This is a genomic window from Micromonospora sp. DT233 (genome assembly GCF_049841815.1).
Taxonomy (GTDB): Bacteria; Actinomycetota; Actinomycetes; order Mycobacteriales; family Micromonosporaceae; genus Micromonospora.
In genome coordinates, this window is record NZ_JBNCLB010000003.1 from 606,828 (window position 1) to 623,441 (window position 16,614).

Genomic DNA, 16,614 nt, shown 5'->3' on the forward strand with positions numbered 1-16,614 from the left:
GCCTGCCACGTCCCGGATGTCGGCGGGGGACGACGGTACCGTGCCCGACGGAGCGGCCGCGCCCAGCCACCCCGGCACGCGGGTATCGGTGGTCGTACCCTTAGCGCTTGTGGCCAGTCCCACCTCGCTGCTGAAGCGGCTGCTCGTCGGTCGACCGTTCCGGTCCGACCGACTCCAGCACACCCTCCTACCGAAGCGCATCGCGCTGCCGGTCTTCGCCTCCGATGCCCTCTCCAGCGTCGCGTACGCCCCGGACGAGATCCTGCTGACGCTCTCCATCGCGGGCGCGTCGGCGTTCATCTTCTCGCCCTGGATCGCCCTGGCGGTGGTCGTGGTGATGCTGACGGTGGTCGCCAGCTACCGGCAGAACGTGCACGCCTACCCCTCCGGCGGCGGCGACTACGAGGTGGCCACGGTCAACCTCGGCCCCCGGGCCGGTGTCGCGGTGGCCAGCGCCCTGCTGGTCGACTACGTGCTCACCGTCGCCGTGTCGGTCTCCTCCGGGGTGGCCAACCTGGGCTCGGTGGTGCCGTTCGTGGCCACCCACAAGGTGCTCGTCGCGGTCGTCGCGGTGGTGCTGCTCACCGCGATCAACCTGCGCGGGCTGCGCGAGTCCGGCACCGCGTTCGCCATCCCGACGTACGGCTTCGTGATCGTGATCGGCGGGATGATCCTCACCGGCCTGATCCGGGTCTTCGTCCTCGGCCAGGACCTGCGCGCCCCGAGCGCCGCCCTGGAGATCCAGGCCGAGCACAGCGTCACCGGGTTCGCGCTGATCTTCCTGCTGCTGCGCACCTTCTCGTCCGGCTGCGCCGCGCTCACCGGCGTCGAGGCGATCTCCAACGGGGTGCCGGCGTTCAAGGTCCCGAAGAGCCGCAACGCCGCCACCACCCTGCTGCTGCTCGGCACCATCTCGGTGGCCATGCTGGTCGGCATCATCTGGCTGGCCCGGCTGACCCACCTGCAGTTCGTCGAGGACCCGGCCCGGCAGATCCTCTCCGGCCCCGACGGGTACGTGCAGAAGACCGTCACCACCCAGCTCGGCGAGACGGTCTTCGGCTCCGGGTCGGTGCTGCTCTACGTGGTCGCCGGGATGACCGCGCTGATCCTCTTCCTGGCCGCGAACACCGCGTTCAACGGCTTCCCGGTGCTCGGCTCGATCCTCGCCCAGGACCGCTACCTGCCCCGGCAGCTGCACACCCGGGGCGACCGGCTGGCGTTCTCCAACGGCATCGTCCTGCTGGGCGTCTTCGCCCTGGTGCTGATCGTCGGCTTCCAGGCCGAGGTGACCCGGCTGATCCAGCTCTACATCGTCGGCGTCTTCGTGTCGTTCACGCTCTCCCAGGCCGGCATGATCCGGCACTGGAACCGGCACCTGCGCACCGAGCGGGACGCCCAGGCCCGCCGCCGGATGGTCCGCTCCCGGGCGATCAACACCTTCGGCATGGCGCTGACCGGCACGGTGCTGATCATCGTGCTGCTGACCAAGTTCCTGCTCGGCGCGTGGATCGCCCTCGTCGCCATGGCGGTGCTCTACGTGCTGATGCAGGCCATCCGGCGGCACTACGACCGGGTCGCCGCCGAGCTGGAGCCCACCGAGGTCCGGGGCGTGCTGCCCGCCCGCAACCACGCCATCGTGCTGGTCAGCAAGCTGCACCAGCCGACCCTGCGGGCCATCGCGTACGCGCGGGCCACCCGGCCGGACACGCTGACCGCGGTGACGGTCAACGTCGACGAGAAGGACACCCGGGGCCTGCAGTCCGAATGGGAGCGGCGGGAGGTCCCCGTGCCGCTCACCGTGGTCGACTCGCCGTACCGGGAGATCACCCGGCCGATCCTCGACTTCGTGGCCAACACCCGCCGGGAGTCGCCGCGCGACGTGGTCACGGTCTTCATCCCCGAGTACGTGGTGGGACGCTGGTGGGAGAACCTGTTGCACAACCAGAGCGCGCTGCGGCTGAAGGGGCGGCTGCTCTTCGAGCCGGGCGTCATGGTGACCAGCGTGCCGTGGCAGCTCGCCTCGACGGCCGGCAAGAACCTCGACCGGCTGGACGCGACGCTCAGCCGCAGCCCCGCCCGGGGCCCCCGGGTCGCCCCGCGCAGCACCCTGCCACCGCCGGTGTCGCCCGAAGCCACCGTGCCGCCCGGCGAGACCGACCAGAACCGGGGAGACCGACGATGACCGAGGACCACATGGACAGCGACGACAGCGACCGCGCGCGGCGAGGGCTGGAGGAGGCCGAGCGGGTCGAGTTGACCGTCGACGCGGTCGCCCCCGGTGGGCACTGCGTGGCCCGGGTCGACGGGCAGGTGGTCTTCGTCCGGCACGCGCTGCCCGGCGAGCGGGTGATCGCCGAGGTCACCGAGGTGCACAAGGGATTCGTCCGGGCCGACGCGGTGACGGTGCTGACCGCCGCCCCCGAGCGGGTCGAGCAGCCCTGCCCGTACGCGAAACCGGGCCGCTGCGGCGGCTGCGACCTGCAGCACGTCGCGCCCGCCGCGCAGCTCGACTGGAAGTCGACGGTGGTGCGCGGGCAGCTCGGCCGCCTCGGCGGTCTCACCGACGCCGAGATCGACCGGCTCGACGTGCGGGTCGAGGCGCTGCCCGGCGGGCCGCTCGGCTGGCGTTCCCGGGTCCGGTACGCGGTCGACGCCGCCGGCCGGGCCGGGCTGCTCAAGCACCGCTCGCACGAGGTGGTGCCGATCGACCGCTGCCTGATCGCCCACCCGGCGATCCAGGAGCTACCGGTGCTCGGTGAGCGCTGGCCGACGGCCGACGCGGTGGAGACCGTCGCCTCGACCGGCGGGGACGTCATCGTCACCGCCCTGGCCGGCGGGGTGCCCACGGCGCCCGAGGCCCCGGTGGCGGGCGACGCCGCGGTGGCGGGCGGTGAGGCGACGGTGCTCGACGCCCCGGCCCCGGGCGGTGGACCGGTCACCGGTGCGCAGGGGCGCGACGGCGGTCGGCGGCCCGCGCCGGCGACGGTCCGCGAGGTGGCCGTCGGCCGCAAGTGGACGCTGCCGGCGTCCGGCTTCTGGCAGGTGCACCCGGCGGCGGCGGACACCCTGGTCGCCGCCGTGCTCGACCTGCTCGACCCGAGGCCGGGGGAGTCGGCCTGGGACCTCTACGGCGGGGCGGGACTCTTCGCCGCCGCGCTGGCCGAACAGGTCGGCGAGTCCGGCCGGGTCACCGTCGTGGAGTCCGCCGACGCCGGTGTCGCCGCCGCCCGCAACAACCTCAGCGACCTCACCGGCGTCGAGGTGGTGGCCGCCCGGGTGGAGGCCGCGTTGGCCCGCCGCCGGATCACCGGCCCGGTGGATCTGGTGGTGCTGGACCCGCCCCGCACCGGGGCGGGCGCGCGGGTGGTGCGGGACGTGGTGGCGGCGCAGCCGCGCGCGGTCGCGTACGTGGCCTGCGATCCGGCCGCCTTCGCCCGGGACGTGCGGACGTTCGCCGAGGCCGGGTGGCGGCTGGAGACGCTGCGCGGCTTCGACATCTTCCCGATGACCCAGCACGTCGAGCTGGTGGGGCTGCTGGTCCCGACCGACGACCACTGAGGGCCACCGGGGCAGCGCGGGAGGGTTTGGGGTCGGTAGCGTGGCCCGGTGGCGGCCAAACAGCTCAAGGTGGGTCTGCGGGTACGCGACCTCGACCGGTCGTTTGACCTCTACCGGCGGCTCGGCTTCCGGCACCTGCCCCAGCCCGCGCAGGAGCACCTGCGCTACCTGACCTTCGGACACACCTGGCTGATCCTGTCCGACCTGCACCGGCACGGCCATCACCACGCCGAGCGCGAGCGCCAGACCAAGCTCGGGCCGCCCGGCCTCGGCTTCGTGCTCGTCGTGCCGACCGTCGACCTCGACGCGACGCACGCGTTCTGGTCGCGAGAGGGCCTGCCCGTGACGCTCGAACCGGAGGACGTCGGATGGGCGCGCGTCTTCTACGGCCTCGACCCGGATGGCTACGAGATCATGTTCGAGCAGTTCGGCGCGTAGTGCGCCCTACTCGGCGGGTGCGGGCGGTCAGCCGACCGGCGGGGACGCCACCGTCACCAGCGCAGGCGGTCACAGCTGTTCGATGTCGATGACGGGCACCCCGCCGTAGAGCTTTCCGTCCGCGGTGAGCACCGCGGCGTCATGGTCCAGCGCGGCCATGGCGCAGGCGGCGAGGTCGGGGCGTCCGGTGGCGCGGTGCCAGTATGCCAACTCGTGCCAGGTGCGGCCGTCGGTGTCGAGCACGGCGCAGGCCCGGTGTTGGAGGAGCCGCATCAGCAGGGCCCGGTCGTGGGCGTCGTCGATGAGGGCGAGAGCTTCGGCGGCGGCGACGGCGGGCACGCCGAACGCGACGCGGCTCTCCACGACTTCGTGTACCGGCTCGGCGACGTGCACGGACCCGGTGAGGTAGGTGAGGAGCGCGGAGGTGTCGAGGATCAGCCGGACGGGCCGGTGGGGCGCGGTCACGCGGCGGAGGAGCGACGCGGGTCGGGGCTGGTGAACAGGTCGGCGGCGGCCCGTCGGACGTCCTCGCGGAGCGCGACTCGTCGTTCGGGGGTCCATTCGGCTTCGACGGCGAGGCGGCGGGCGCGGGCCCGGGTGACACCTTCGGCGGTCACGGTGATGCCGAGATCCTGGTGGAGGGTGGCGAGCTGTTCGAGCTCGATGCGGGCGCGGACCGTGTCGGCGACGAAAGCGCTGGCGTTGGGCTCGGCTTCGAGCCGGTCGGCCACGTCCTCGGGCACGGAGATCGACAGCTTGCGAAACCGCTGGGCAGGCTCGGTCATACCGGCAGCATAGCCCGGGTGGCACCGACGCGTGCGCAGGTCACGGCGTGCTCGTTGCCGTGTCGCGGCGCTGGTTCAGCGACACCACGCCTCACCGCCGAAATCTGCGGCGGGCGTGGGTGGTCAGTGCGACAGGGGCAGCACGAGCAGGTCCACCGGCGGCCCCGACGGCAGGCGCGAGCCGGCCACCCGCGCCCAGCCGGCCCGCCCGTACATCGCCCGCGCCGGCGCCCGGGGATCCGAGGCGAGGGTCGCCCACCGTTCCGGCCGCCCGGCCAGCAGCCGCCGCAGCAGGCCGAGGCCGACGCCCCGGCCACGCCTGGACGGGTGCACGACCCACTCCATGACCGCACACTTGTCGGCGTGCAGCACGTCGGCGGGCGGCTCGGCGTCGGCGTGGCCCCACCACCGGCCGGCGGGCATCGTCCAGGCGTACGCCGCGCCCACCAGGGCCCCCGCCTCCTCGGCGGCGACCAGCGCGAACCCGGGACGGGTCGCCTCCGCCGGCAGCCCTTCGGCGAAGCCCGCCACCTCCGCCGGGCCCTCCTCGTACGGCGGCTCGGCGTAGACGAACGCGTAGAGGTCGACGAGGGCGGGGAAGAGGGCAGCGGCGGTCGCCCCGGCGTGGGTGCTGAAGGTGACGGCCACGGCCCGAGGCTAGCCGGCCACCCGGGCGATCAGCTCCCCGTACGCGGGCCGGTGCCGCTGCGACACCGGCACCGCCTCGGCGACCCGCCGGGCCACCGACCGCAGGGTCGCGTTGTGCTGCTCCGGCGGCAGCCCGTCCAGCAGCTCCGCCGCGAGGCGCAGCCCGTCGGGGAGGTGCCCGCCGCGGATCAGCGCCGCCGCGCGGTGCAGCCCCACCTGCGCCCGAAGCCGGGCCTGGGACTGCGGATAGAGCTGCAACGCCCGATCCTGCGCCGCCTCCGCGGCCCGCAGGTCACCGGCGTGCGTGTAGACCCACGACTGGGTGTGTCGCAGCCGGTGCTCCGGCCATCCCCACAGCGACTCCACGTTGTCGACGATCGCGTCGGGGAGGCGATGCGCCAGGTCGTCGAGCTGTCGTACGCACGCCACGGCCTCGGCGTGCCGGCCGGCGAGGGAGAGCGCCTGTGCCCGCCCGGCCAGCAGCCCACACGACGCCGCCGACACCCGCGCCCCGTCCAGCAGCGGCAACACCTCGTCGGACAACGCCACCACCTGCTCGGCGGGGCGGCCGTCGTAGCAGCCGTTGACCACGTGCCACGCCCGGGTGGTCAGGATGGCGTCCAGGTCCCCGGACTCGTCGGCGACCCGCTGCGCGGAGCGCCACCACCGGCGGGCCACCAGCGACTGCCCGGACGCCACCAGGCCGAGCGCCACGACCACCGAGAGATGCCCGGCGGCGGCCAGCAGGCGCGGGCGCCGCGCGTCGCTCTCCACCGCGATGAGGTGTTGCAGCACCGCCAGGTCCGTGCCGAGCTGCCGCATCAGCACGTCGTGCGGCTGCCGGTAGTAGCCGAGCCCGCAGTCGGCGACGATGCCCGGCCACTCGTCGTGGTCCGCGTCGACCACCGCGTCCAGGCCGTGCCGCACGGCCTCCAGGCCGGCCTCCGGCACCACCGGCGCGGCGACGATGGCACCCATCGCCCGCAGCGCTGTCCGTCTGCGCATCTCCGTCCCGCCCTGATCACGCTCGTAGGCCGCCAGCAACGCCCCACCAGTGTCCAACACCCGGTCACAGGCCGCCGCGAACTCCGGCGAGCCACGCTTCTCGCCGCGCTCCACCTGAGCGATGTAGCCGTACTCGTAGGACACCCTGGCGGCGAACGGCCGCAACCCCAACCCGGCTGATCGGCGGTGCTGCCTGAGTATGTGACCGAACTCGCCCAAATGTGCCCCTCGGCGCGTGTCCTGGCGGTGTGGGCTCACGGGTCACACCTGGCGTCCGCCCCAGTCTATCGACCACCCTTGACGTGTCGGGGGATCCCGCAGTGGCGCGTCGGCCGGTCGACCGGGGCTGGCGGGTCGTCGCGGCCGATGGTGCGGTGGCCGACGGGACCCGACCCGGCGACCGCCCGCACCGACGAGACTGTCGGAGGTGTGCGGTGCGATACCGGTGGTTGGGCAACACCCCACGCGGCCGGTACGAGGACGGCACCCCACCGCCCACCGTCGGCGGCCCTGACGACCCGCGTCGGGCCGACGACCCTGACGACCCGCGTCGGGCCGACGGCCCGTCGTGGCCGGACGACGAGCAGGAACTCGCCGCCGGGGCCACCGGACGACGCACCCGTAACCGCTCGCACCGTTGGGGGCGGCGGTGAGCGCCCTGCGCCGCCTCGACGTACCCGCCGGCACCCGCCTGCAGTTGTTCGCCGCCGAGTGGCGACCCAACCCGTGCGGCATCGACCAGCTGGTGTGGACCGTCGCCGTGTTCCACGAGCCCGTCGGCGGCTACCTGTGGGTGCGCGGTCACGGGTGCGCCCTCGGGCAGCCGGACTGCGCGGCCGGCTGGTGCTGGGAGGGGCAGGTGCTCGTGGCGGCGATCCGCGCGAACCTGGCCGGCACCCGCTGACCGCCGGCCCGGGCCGCCGCGCACCGCCGGCCGGGCCGCCGTGGGCACTCCGGCCACCGCGCGGCTGTCCGGCCGGGGGCGCGGGCTGTCCGGTCGGGGCGCGGGGCTAGCCGGTCGGGAAGTCGCGGCGCTTGAGCTTCGCCCGCCGCCCGTCCGGGTGGTGCCACACGATGCCCTCCCACGCCGGGTGGGCCAGCAGCCAGTCACGCAGCCCGTCGTGGTCGCGGGGCAGACCCGCCAGCTCCGCGTCGTCCTCGGCGCTCTGGTGGCCGTGCCGGACGAGCAGGTGCCGGTCGGCCTGCTCCGGATTCCCGTTGACCTTCGGGCCGACCAGCTCGTAGGTGGCACCGGGCGTCGGGGTGCCACCCGGCCCGTCGAGGACCGGCGGCGTGCCGTCGAGGGCCTGCCGGTGGTACTTCGCGAACGCCGACTGCGCCATCGGCTCCCACCCCACGACCTTGCCGGTGGCCCGGTCGTGCTCCACGGGCAGGAAGCCCGGCGGCGGGGTCCTGCCGGGCTTCACCTCGCGGCGGGCCCACCACGTGACGCCGTCGTCGTCGAGCCGTACGCAGGTGCCGTCGTACTTGCGGGTGGGTCTGCCCGCGCCGTCGAGCACCCATTCGCAGTCGGGGTGCACGTCGCGGGTGACCCGCCGCAGGTCGTCGGAGTCGCGGCGGAACAGGGTGGGGATCTTCCGCATGGCCTCTCCTTCGGCTCGGTGAGCACACGGTAGCGGCCCCCGCCGCACCCCGGCGATCCGATAACCGGGCGCCGACGGGCCGGCCCCGGAGCCGTTTACAAGATCGTGTGCGGGCGGTTCCGGGCGTAGAGTGAGCCGCCCGGCGGGCCCGGCGAGCGCCGCCACCGACGGTACGAATGCGACGACAGGGGGCATTTCCTCTCATGCGGATCGTGGCGTTGATGTCGGGGACGTCGTACGACGGGGTGGACGTGGCCGCGGCGGAGTTCACGCCCGACGCCGACACCCTGCGGCTGCGGCCGCTCGGGTCCGCCACCCTGGCGTACGACGAGGAGCTGCGGGCGCGGATCGCGGCGGTGCTGCCGCCGAACCCGACGACGATCGAGGCGGTCTGCCGGCTGGACAACCGGCTCGGCGAGGTCTTCGCCGAGGCGGCGGCGCGCGGGGTCGAGCTGGCCGGTGGGCGGGCCGACGCGGTCGTCTCGCCCGGCCAGACGGTGTTCCACTGGGTCGACGGCGGCACCGTGCGGGGCACCCTCCAGCTCGGCGCGCCGGCCCGGGTGGCGGCCCGGGTGGGCGTACCGGTGCTGTCGGACCTGCGCTCGGCGGACGTGGCGGCCGGCGGGCAGGGCGCGCCCCTGGTGCCGGCCTTCGACGCGCTGCTGCTCGCCGGCGCGGCGGGGCCGCCGCGGGCGGCGCTGAACCTGGGCGGGATCGCCAACCTCACCGTGGTCGCGCCCGGCGCACCGACCCTCGGGTACGACGTCGGCCCGGCCAACGCCCTGCTCGACGCGGCGGCCCGGCGGCTGCTCGGCCGCCCCTGCGACCTCGACGGGGCCCGCGCGGCGGCCGGCCGGGTGCACCCGGGCCTGCTGGAGCTGCTGCTGGCCGAGCCGTACTACGCCGCGCCGCCGCCCAAGTCCACCGGCAAGGAGCTGTTCCACGCCGGCTACCTCGACGGGAGGCTGGCCGCGCTCGGCGAGCCGGTGGCCGCCGACGACGTGCTGGCCACGCTGACCGAGCTGACCGCCCGGACGGTGGCCGCCGAGTGCGACCGGCACCGGGTGGGTGAGGTGGTGGCCGCCGGGGGCGGGGTGCGCAATCCCACACTGCGGGGCCGGCTGGCCGCCCTCGGCGCGGGCCGGTGGCGGCTGCGGGTCAGCGACGAGCTGGGGGTGCCGGCGCAGGCCAAGGAGGCGTACGCGTTCGCCCTGCTCGGCTGGCTGTCCTGGCACGGCCTGCCAGGGGCGATCCCCTCGGTGACCGGGGCGCGGCAGGCCGCCGTGCTGGGCTCCTGGACGCCCGCCGGGCCGGCCCGCCGCGCGGCCCCGGCCACCCCGCCCCGGCGGCTGGTGATCACCGGCTGACCGCCCTCACGGTCGGTGCGCGGTCACACGGCCGAACTGCGGACCTGCGGGCGGCCGATAGACTCTGCTGTCATGAGTGTTGATGAGGACACGGCCAACCACGGCCGGCTGCTGGGCACGGTGCGCGGTCCGCAGGACGTGAAGCGGATGACCACCGAGCAGCTGGGCATCCTCGCCGCCGAGATCCGTGACTTCCTGATCGCCAAGGTCTCCCGCACCGGCGGGCACGTCGGGCCCAACCTTGGTGTGGTGGAGCTGACGCTGGCGATGCACCGGGTCTTCGACTCCCCCCGGGACCGGCTGCTGTTCGACACCGGCCACCAGGCGTACGTGCACAAGATCCTCACCGGCCGGCAGGACGGCTTCGACCGGCTGCGCCAGCGCGGCGGGCTCTCCGGCTACCCGAGCCAGGCCGAGAGCGAGCACGACCTGGTGGAGAACTCGCACGCCTCCACCGCGCTGTCCTACGCCGACGGGCTGGCCAAGGCGTACGCCCTGCGCGGCGAGGCGCGCAGCGTGGTCGCCGTCGTCGGGGACGGCGCGCTCACCGGCGGCATGTGCTGGGAGGCGCTGAACAACATCGCCACCTCCGGCAACCCCCTGGTGATCGTGGTCAACGACAACGGCCGCTCCTACGCGCCGACCATCGGCGGCCTCGCCGACCACCTCTCCTCGCTGCGGCTCAACCCCGGCTACGAGAAGATCCTCGACACGGTCAAGGACGCCCTCGGCAACACCCCGTTCGTGGGCAAGCCGATGTACGAGGTGCTGCACGCGGTCAAGAAGGGCATCAAGGACGCGGTCGCCCCGCAGGCGATGTTCGAGGACCTCGGCATCAAGTACGTCGGCCCGGTCGACGGCCACGACCTCGAGGCGGTCGAGTCGGCGCTGCGGGCGGCGAAGAACTTCGGTGCCCCGGTGATCGTGCACGCGGTCACCCGCAAGGGCTACGGCTACCGCCCCGCCGAGGAGGACGAGGCCGACCGCCTGCACGGCCCCGGCGGCGCCTTCGACGTGGAGACCGGCAAGCTGGTCGCCGCCCCCTCGGTGAAGTGGACCCACGTCTTCGCCGACGAGCTGATCGCGATCGCCGACGCCCGGCCCGACGTGGTGGCCATCACCGCCGCGATGGCCGAGCCCACCGGCATCGCCAAGCTGGCCCGCAAGTACCCGGAGCGGGTCTACGACGTCGGCATCGCCGAGCAGCACGCGGTCACCTCGGCCGCCGGGCTGGCCCTGGGCGGGTTGCACCCGGTGGTGGGGGTCTACGCGACCTTCCTCAACCGGGCCTTCGACCAGGTCCTGCTGGACGTGGCGATGCACAAGCTGCCGGTGACGTTCGTGCTCGACCGGGCCGGCATCACCGGCCCGGACGGGCCCAGCCACTACGGCATCTGGGACATGGCCGCCTTCGGGGTGGTGCCGGGGCTGCGGATCGCCGCCCCCCGCGACGCCGCGACGCTGCGCGAGGAGCTGCGCGAGGCGGTGGCCGTCGACGACGGCCCGACCATCGTCCGCTTCCCGACCGGCACGGTCGCCGCCGACCTGCCGGCCGTGCGCCGGGTCGGGCCGGTCGACGTGCTGGCCGAGTCGGCCCGCACCGACGTGCTGCTGGTCGCGGTCGGCTCCTTCGGCCACCTCGGCATGGAGGTCGCCGCCCGGGTCGCCGAGCAGGGCTACGGGGTGACCGTGGTCGACCCGCGCTGGGTGCGGCCCGTCCCCGCCGAGCTGGTCCGGCTGGCCGCCGGCCACCGCCTCGTCGTCAGCGTCGAGGACGGGGTGCGCGTCGGCGGGGTCGGCGACGCCCTGGCCCAGGCGATGCGCGACGCCGACGTCCGGGTGCCGATGCGGGACCTGGGCGTGCCGGCCGAGTGGCACCCGCACGGCACCCGCGCGCAGATCCTCGCCGACCTGGGCCTCACCGCGCAGGACGTGGCCCGGGACGTCACCGGGTGGATCTCCGGCCTGGACGCGGAGCCGGTCGAGCCGATCGGCCTGCGCGCCGGCGGGAGCGCCGCCCAGAACTGACCCGACCCCGTCGTCCCCGGCCCGGCCGGGGACGACGGGATCAGCGGCCGCCGACGGAGCGGTAGTAGGTCTTCTCCGCACCGGCCAGGCTGAACGTGGCCTTGCTCGGCGGCTGCGGCACCACCACCAGCCCGGGGCGGTCGACCAGCCGGGGGGTGCCCGGCGGCACCGACAGCGAGGTGTACCGGGTGGAGCGCCAGCTCAGCACCACCAGCGACTGCCCGGGCACCGGCAACAGGTAGGCCTGAAGCATGTTGGCCCGGTCGGCCGGCGAGACCACCGTCTCACCGCCGTCGGCCGGCCGGTACACCACCGCGGTCATGGTGCCCGCGTCGGTCTCCCAGCTCAGCTGCTCCAGGTCGGCCGGATCGCCCCCACCCAGCGCGACCTCGCCCAGCGCCCGCACGCTCAGCTTCGCCATCGGCCAGGACACCGGCACCGACCGGGGCGCGTCCCGGTCGCCGATGCGGCGGGGGATGCTGCCGAACGGGCCCTGCTCGCCGGCGAGCACGCAGGTGTCCAGGCCGTCCAGCGCCCGCCGGCCCGAGCCGGTCTCGTCGCGCACCAGCGGGTAACGCGGGTCCGTGGTGGCCGTACCGAGGTCGAGCAGGCGGTCGGCGGCCCGGCCGCGCGGCAGCGACCGGGTGGCCCGCAGCGTCGCGGTCAGCGACACGGCCCGGCAGGCCGGCACGTCCACCGGGTCGGTCAGCCCGTCCCGGTCGGGCAGCGCCCGGCCCTTCGGGCCGAGGAGTCGCTCCACCCGGCCGGAGAGCAGGTAGCGCCGCCCCGTGGCGGTCTGCACGGGGAGCACGTCGGAGTAGACGAGGTAGCCGGGATCGGTGTACTCGCTGGCCCGGTCGACCACGTACCGGTCGCCGTCGCGGGTCAACTGGAGCAGCCAGGAGGCGCTCTCCCCGGGGACGTCGGCGGCCACCAGGGCCAGCGGGACGCCGTCGACGTCGCCGGACCAGAGGATCCCCGAGGTGGACAGGTGCGCGCGGTCGTCGGCCGGCGAGCGCCACGAGCGGACCGCCTCGGTGACCGCCGCCGTCGCCGCCGGGTCAGCGGCGAGCCCGCCCCGCGCGGGCCAGACCCGCAGCGTCCCGTCCAGGCTGTCGTAGCCCATCGGGAGGGCGTCCGCCTTCCGGTCGGCGACCGGCCCGCAGGCCGCGCCGGTCAGCAGCAGGGTGAGCAGTGCGGTGGCCGTCATGCCGCGCCGGCGGACTGAAGCCACCTGTACGCCCCCGATCGCGTCGCCCGGTCGTGTTCGCGCCTCACATGCTACGAGACGCACCTGGGGACGTGGCGCGGCACCTCGACGAGGCCCGCGAGCTGCGGCGGGACCGGACACATAGGACGCGCCGGTGTTTGTCGGGCCGCCCATGGCCTCCGGTAGACTCCGCCGACTGTGACTCCTGCCGAGCCCCGAGGGGATTCCCCGCCGGTTCCCGACGCTGCGGGCAGCCCCACCGACCCCGCGCCCCGGGCCGGGGCGGTGGCGACCGCCGACGACCCACCGTCGGCCGAGCCCCCGGCCGCCGAGACCCGGGCCGCCGGGCCGACCCCGGCCACCACGCCGGCGGCCCCCGTGGCGGCGCGGTGGCGGTGGACGCCCCGGCGGCGGGACCTGGCCACGTACGGCCTCTTCCTGCTCGCCGCGCTCTGGGTGACCAGCCGGATCTGGCTCGACCCGGCCGGCCGGGTCGCGTCGCTCTACAGCAGCGACCCGGCGCAGGTGCAGTTCTTCCTCGCCCACAGCGTGCGGGTCGTGCTGCACGGGGAGTTCCCCTTCTACACCGACCAGTTCAACTACCCCGACGGGGTCAACCTGATGGCCAACACGGCCATCCTGGCGCTCGGCATCCCGATGGTGCCGGTGACCCTGCTCTTCGGGCCGGCCGTCTCCTTCGTGGTGCTGGTCACCCTCGGCCTCGCCGGCACCGCCGCCGCCTGGTACCGGGTGCTCTCCCGGCACGTGGTGCGCAACCGGACCGCCGCCGCCGTCGGCGGCTGGTTCTGCGGGTTCTCCCCGGCGATGCTCTCGCACGCCAGTTGGCACCCGAACATCATCAGCCAGTTCCTGCTGCCGTTCATCGTCTGGCGGGTGCTGGTGATCACCCGGTCGCGGCGGCCGGTGCTCGACGGGGCGCTGCTGGCCCTGCTGGTGACCGTGCAGGCGTTCATCAACGAGGAGATCCTGCTCTTCACCGCGATGGCCTGCGGGGTCTTCCTGATCGCCATGCTGGTGCAGCGGCCCGGCCTCTGGTCGTCGGCGTGGCGGCCGCTGGGCGTCGCGCTGGCGGTCTGCACCGGGCTGGCCGGGGCGCTGCTGGCGTACCCGCTCTACGTCCAGTTCGCCGGGCCGATGGCGTACCACGGCCTCAGCGACGCGGTCCGCGACTACGGCAACGACATCGCCGCCTTCTTCGCCCCGGGCTCGCCCACCCTCGGCGGCAACCAGCGGGCCAACATCAACCTGGCCCCGAACTACTCGGAGGAGAACGCCTTCTTCGGCTGGAGTCTCTCGCTGATCGCCGTCGGCATCGTCTTCTGGCTGCGCCGCGAGCCGATCGTCCGGGCGCTCGCCGCCACCGGCGGGTTCTTCGCGGTGCTCTCGCTGGGCGAGCGGATCTCCTGGTGGGACCGGGAGCTCCTCACCGGCCCGTGGGAGCTGCTGGTCCGGGTGCCGCTGCTCGACGCGGTGGTGCCGACCCGGTTCGGGATGATCACCACGGTGGTGATCGGCGTGCTGCTGGCGTTCGCCGTCGAGCGGCTCTGGTCGCTGCGCCCGGCGCAGCCCCGCCCGGTGCGCCGCCTCGGCATCGGGGTGCTCACGCTGGCGCTGCTGCCGATCGCGCCGCTGCCGCTGCAGGTGACCTCCCGCCCGCCGGTGCCGAAGTTCATCACCGCCGACCGCTGGCGCGAGTACGTCGCCCCCGACCAGACCCTGGTGCCGATCCCGGTGCCGAACATGGGCAGCACGCACGGGATGCGGTGGGCGGCGTCGACCAACCTCGACTTCAAGATCCCCGGCGGCTACTTCCTCGCCCCGCGCAACGGCAACACCGGCGACCCGGGGCGCTTCGGCGGCCGGCCCAGCGGGGTCGGCGCGCTGCTGGAGGACGTGGCCACCACCGGCCGTACGCCGAAGCTCGACGACCGGCAGCGCCGCCGCTCCCTGGACGAGTTGCGGCACTGGCGGGCCGCCCTGCTGGTGCTGCCGGTGGGCCAGCAGCACGCGGAGCCGCTGCGGCGTACCGTCGAGGAGCTGGTCGGCCCCGGCCGCCGCGAGCTGGACGTGTGGGTCTGGGACGTCCGGACGCTCACCGCCCCCACGACCTGATGGCCGCCCCGGTCACCCCCGCCGCCCGCGACCCCCGGGAGCCCGGCGACGCCCCGCGTGCGCCCGGCGGGCGGCGGCGGGGTCTCGACGTGGCCGTGGTCGTCGGGTACGTCGCCCTGGCGGTGCTGCTCACCGCCGGGCAGTGGGGGCGGCCCGGGCGGCTGTTCCACCAGGACAACGACCAGATGCTCTTCGAGTGGATGCTGGCGCGGGCCGCCCGCGCGGTCGTCGGCCCGGAGAACCCGCTGCACAGCACGGCCCTGAACGCCCCGGACGGGGTCAACCTGATGGCCAACACCTCGGTGCTCGGGCTGGGCGTGCCGCTGACCCCGGTGACGCTGCTCTTCGGCAGCCAGCCGGCCTTCCTGGTGGCGGTGGTCGTCTGCCTCGCCGGCACCGCCACCGCCTGGTACGTCCTGCTGGCCCGCCGCCTCGTCGACTCCCGGGTCGCCGCCGCCGTCGGCGGACTGCTCTGCGGCTTCGCCCCCGGCATGGTCGCCCAGGGCGGGGCGCACCTGCACATGGCCGCCCAGTTCCTGGTGCCGCCGATCCTGGCGCTGGTGTTCCGGCCGGGCACCGACCGGGTCCGCCGGCACGGGGTGGCGCTCGGGCTGCTGGTGGCGTACCAGGTCTTCCTCGGCGAGGAGGTGCTGGTCTTCCTGGCGCTCGCCGCCGGCGCGCTCACCGTCGGGTACGCCCTGGCCGACCGGGCGACGGCCCGCCGGCTGGCGCCCGCGTTCCTAACCCGGATCGGGGTGGGGGCGCTGGTGGCGGGGGCGCTGCTGGCGTACCCGCTGTGGTTCCAGTTCTTCGGGCCGGGCCACTACCAGGGGATGCCCTTCGACGCGCCGGGGTTCCGGCTCGACGCCGCCTCGTTCACCGCCTCGGCCCGGCAGACGGTGCTCGGCGACGACCACCTGCCCGGCCTGTTGTCCCCGAACCCGACCGAGGAGAACTCGTTCTTCGGGCCGGGCCTGCTGGTCCTCGCCGTGGTGATCGTGATCTGGCTGTGGCGTCGCCCGCTGGTCCGGGCGCTGGCGGTGGTCGGGATCGTGGCCGCGCTGCTCTCCCTCGGCCCGGTGGTCCGGCTGGACGGGGCCACGACCGGGCTGCCCGGCCCGTACCGGCTGCTCTCCGGCGTGCCGCTGCTCGACCTGGTGGTGCCGGCCCGGTTCGCGCTGATCTGCGTGCCGGTGCTGGGGGTGCTGATCGCGCTCTCCCTGGACCGGGTCCGTGCCGCGCCCGCGCCCGTACCCGCTGCCGGCGCGGTGCCGGTGCGGCTGCTCTGGGGCGGCGCGGTGGCCGCCGCGCTGCTCCCGCTGACGCCCACCCCGATCCGCACCGTGCCGGTCTCGCCGGTGCCGGCCTTCGTGGCCGACGGCGGCTGGCGGGCGTACGTGCCGCCCGGCCGGACCCTGGTGCCCGTCCCGCCGGTGACCGGCGCCGGGGTCAGCCCGGCGACGTTCTGGTCGGCCCGCAGCGGGCTGGCGTTCGCCGCGCCCGGCGGCTACTTCATCGGGCCGCGCGCCGCCGACGACCCCACCGCCCGCTGGGGCGCCCCGGACCGCCCGACCTCGCTGCTGCTGCGCCGGGTGGCCGAGAGCGGGCAGGTGCCGGTGGTCACCGACGCCGAGCGCCGCCAGGCGGTGACGGACCTGCGCCACTGGCGGGCCGCCGTGCTGGTCCAGGGCCCGCAGGTCCAGGGCCGGGGCCGGCAGGACCGGGGCGAACCGGTCCGCCGCACCCTCGACCAACTCGTCGGCCCCGGCCGCCAGCTCGACGGCGCGTGGGTGTGGGACGTACGCGCCCTGGCGGGCTGACCGCTCCGCCGCACGGTC

Annotated in this window: 15 protein-coding genes; 9 read left to right on the forward strand and 6 right to left on the reverse strand. The window is 75.0% G+C overall.

Annotation, left to right across the window (positions count from 1 at the left end; translation table 11 throughout):
- Positions 1-109 precede the first annotated feature (109 nt).
- The 3 genes from ACLQ2V_RS10855 to ACLQ2V_RS10865 are packed head-to-tail and all read left to right on the forward strand — an operon-like array spanning position 110 to position 3,996.
- Positions 110-2,182 (forward strand): APC family permease, encoded by a 2,073-nt coding sequence (locus ACLQ2V_RS10855; protein ID WP_425718250.1) that lies wholly within the window; start codon positions 110-112, stop codon positions 2,180-2,182.
- Complete coding sequence (locus ACLQ2V_RS10860; RefSeq protein WP_425718251.1) at positions 2,179-3,558, forward strand: class I SAM-dependent RNA methyltransferase; 1,380 nt, start codon at positions 2,179-2,181, stop codon at positions 3,556-3,558. The genes ACLQ2V_RS10855 and ACLQ2V_RS10860 overlap by 4 nt, the downstream gene beginning before the upstream one ends.
- 48 nt (positions 3,559-3,606) lie before the next feature.
- On the forward strand, positions 3,607-3,996 hold the full coding sequence (locus tag ACLQ2V_RS10865; protein WP_425718252.1) for a VOC family protein: 390 nt from the start codon (positions 3,607-3,609) through the stop codon (positions 3,994-3,996).
- Positions 3,997-4,065: 69 nt separating this feature from the next.
- Here ACLQ2V_RS10865 and ACLQ2V_RS10870 read toward each other — a convergent pair whose 3' ends face one another.
- From ACLQ2V_RS10870 to ACLQ2V_RS10885, 4 genes are all read right to left on the reverse strand, one after another.
- Complete coding sequence (locus ACLQ2V_RS10870; protein WP_425718253.1) at positions 4,066-4,461, reverse strand: PIN domain-containing protein; 396 nt, start codon at positions 4,459-4,461, stop codon at positions 4,066-4,068.
- Positions 4,458-4,781, reverse strand: a complete 324-nt coding sequence (locus tag ACLQ2V_RS10875) for a hypothetical protein (protein ID WP_425718254.1) — start codon at positions 4,779-4,781, stop codon at positions 4,458-4,460. The genes ACLQ2V_RS10870 and ACLQ2V_RS10875 overlap by 4 nt, the downstream gene beginning before the upstream one ends.
- A 123-nt stretch (positions 4,782-4,904) precedes the next feature.
- Positions 4,905-5,429, reverse strand: a complete 525-nt coding sequence (locus tag ACLQ2V_RS10880) for a GNAT family N-acetyltransferase (RefSeq protein WP_425718255.1) — start codon at positions 5,427-5,429, stop codon at positions 4,905-4,907.
- A 9-nt stretch (positions 5,430-5,438) separates the two neighbouring features.
- Positions 5,439-6,692, reverse strand: a complete 1,254-nt coding sequence (locus ACLQ2V_RS10885) for a helix-turn-helix domain-containing protein (protein WP_425718256.1) — start codon at positions 6,690-6,692, stop codon at positions 5,439-5,441.
- A 176-nt stretch (positions 6,693-6,868) separates the two neighbouring features.
- On the opposite strand from ACLQ2V_RS10885, the gene ACLQ2V_RS10890 reads away from it, so the two are divergent.
- Together ACLQ2V_RS10890 and ACLQ2V_RS10895 are read left to right on the forward strand one after the other, a co-directional pair.
- On the forward strand, positions 6,869-7,087 hold the full coding sequence (locus ACLQ2V_RS10890; RefSeq protein WP_425718257.1) for a hypothetical protein: 219 nt from the start codon (positions 6,869-6,871) through the stop codon (positions 7,085-7,087).
- The gene (locus ACLQ2V_RS10895; RefSeq protein ID WP_425718258.1) at positions 7,084-7,338 is read left to right on the forward strand and encodes a hypothetical protein; all 255 of its coding nucleotides are present in this window, start codon (positions 7,084-7,086) and stop codon (positions 7,336-7,338) included. Before ACLQ2V_RS10890 ends, ACLQ2V_RS10895 begins: the two co-directional genes overlap by 4 nt.
- Positions 7,339-7,444: 106 nt before the next feature.
- On the opposite strand, the gene ACLQ2V_RS10900 is transcribed toward ACLQ2V_RS10895, so the two are convergent.
- Positions 7,445-8,038: a hypothetical protein gene (locus tag ACLQ2V_RS10900; protein ID WP_425718259.1), complete on the reverse strand. Its 594-nt coding sequence runs from the start codon at positions 8,036-8,038 to the stop codon at positions 7,445-7,447.
- 203 nt (positions 8,039-8,241) lie between these two features.
- Between ACLQ2V_RS10900 and ACLQ2V_RS10905 the strand changes: the two genes are divergently transcribed.
- Both ACLQ2V_RS10905 and dxs read left to right on the forward strand, forming a co-directional pair.
- Entirely contained in the window at positions 8,242-9,405 is a 1,164-nt protein-coding gene (locus tag ACLQ2V_RS10905; protein ID WP_425718260.1) for an anhydro-N-acetylmuramic acid kinase, read from the forward strand.
- 72 nt (positions 9,406-9,477) lie between these two features.
- Positions 9,478-11,433: a 1-deoxy-D-xylulose-5-phosphate synthase gene (gene dxs, locus ACLQ2V_RS10910; RefSeq protein WP_425718261.1), complete on the forward strand. Its 1,956-nt coding sequence runs from the start codon at positions 9,478-9,480 to the stop codon at positions 11,431-11,433.
- Positions 11,434-11,473: 40 nt separating this feature from the next.
- On the opposite strand, the gene ACLQ2V_RS10915 is transcribed toward dxs, so the two are convergent.
- Positions 11,474-12,667, reverse strand: a complete 1,194-nt coding sequence (locus ACLQ2V_RS10915) for a hypothetical protein (RefSeq protein ID WP_425718262.1) — start codon at positions 12,665-12,667, stop codon at positions 11,474-11,476.
- A gap of 174 nt (positions 12,668-12,841) precedes the next feature.
- Between ACLQ2V_RS10915 and ACLQ2V_RS10920 the strand changes: the two genes are divergently transcribed.
- Both ACLQ2V_RS10920 and ACLQ2V_RS10925 read left to right on the forward strand, forming a co-directional pair.
- A complete protein-coding gene (locus tag ACLQ2V_RS10920; protein ID WP_425718263.1) occupies positions 12,842-14,776 on the forward strand; it encodes a hypothetical protein in 1,935 nt (644 codons plus the stop codon).
- The gene (locus tag ACLQ2V_RS10925; RefSeq protein ID WP_425718264.1) at positions 14,776-16,596 is read left to right on the forward strand and encodes a hypothetical protein; all 1,821 of its coding nucleotides are present in this window, start codon (positions 14,776-14,778) and stop codon (positions 16,594-16,596) included. The genes ACLQ2V_RS10920 and ACLQ2V_RS10925 overlap by 1 nt, the downstream gene beginning before the upstream one ends.
- Positions 16,597-16,614 lie beyond the last annotated feature (18 nt).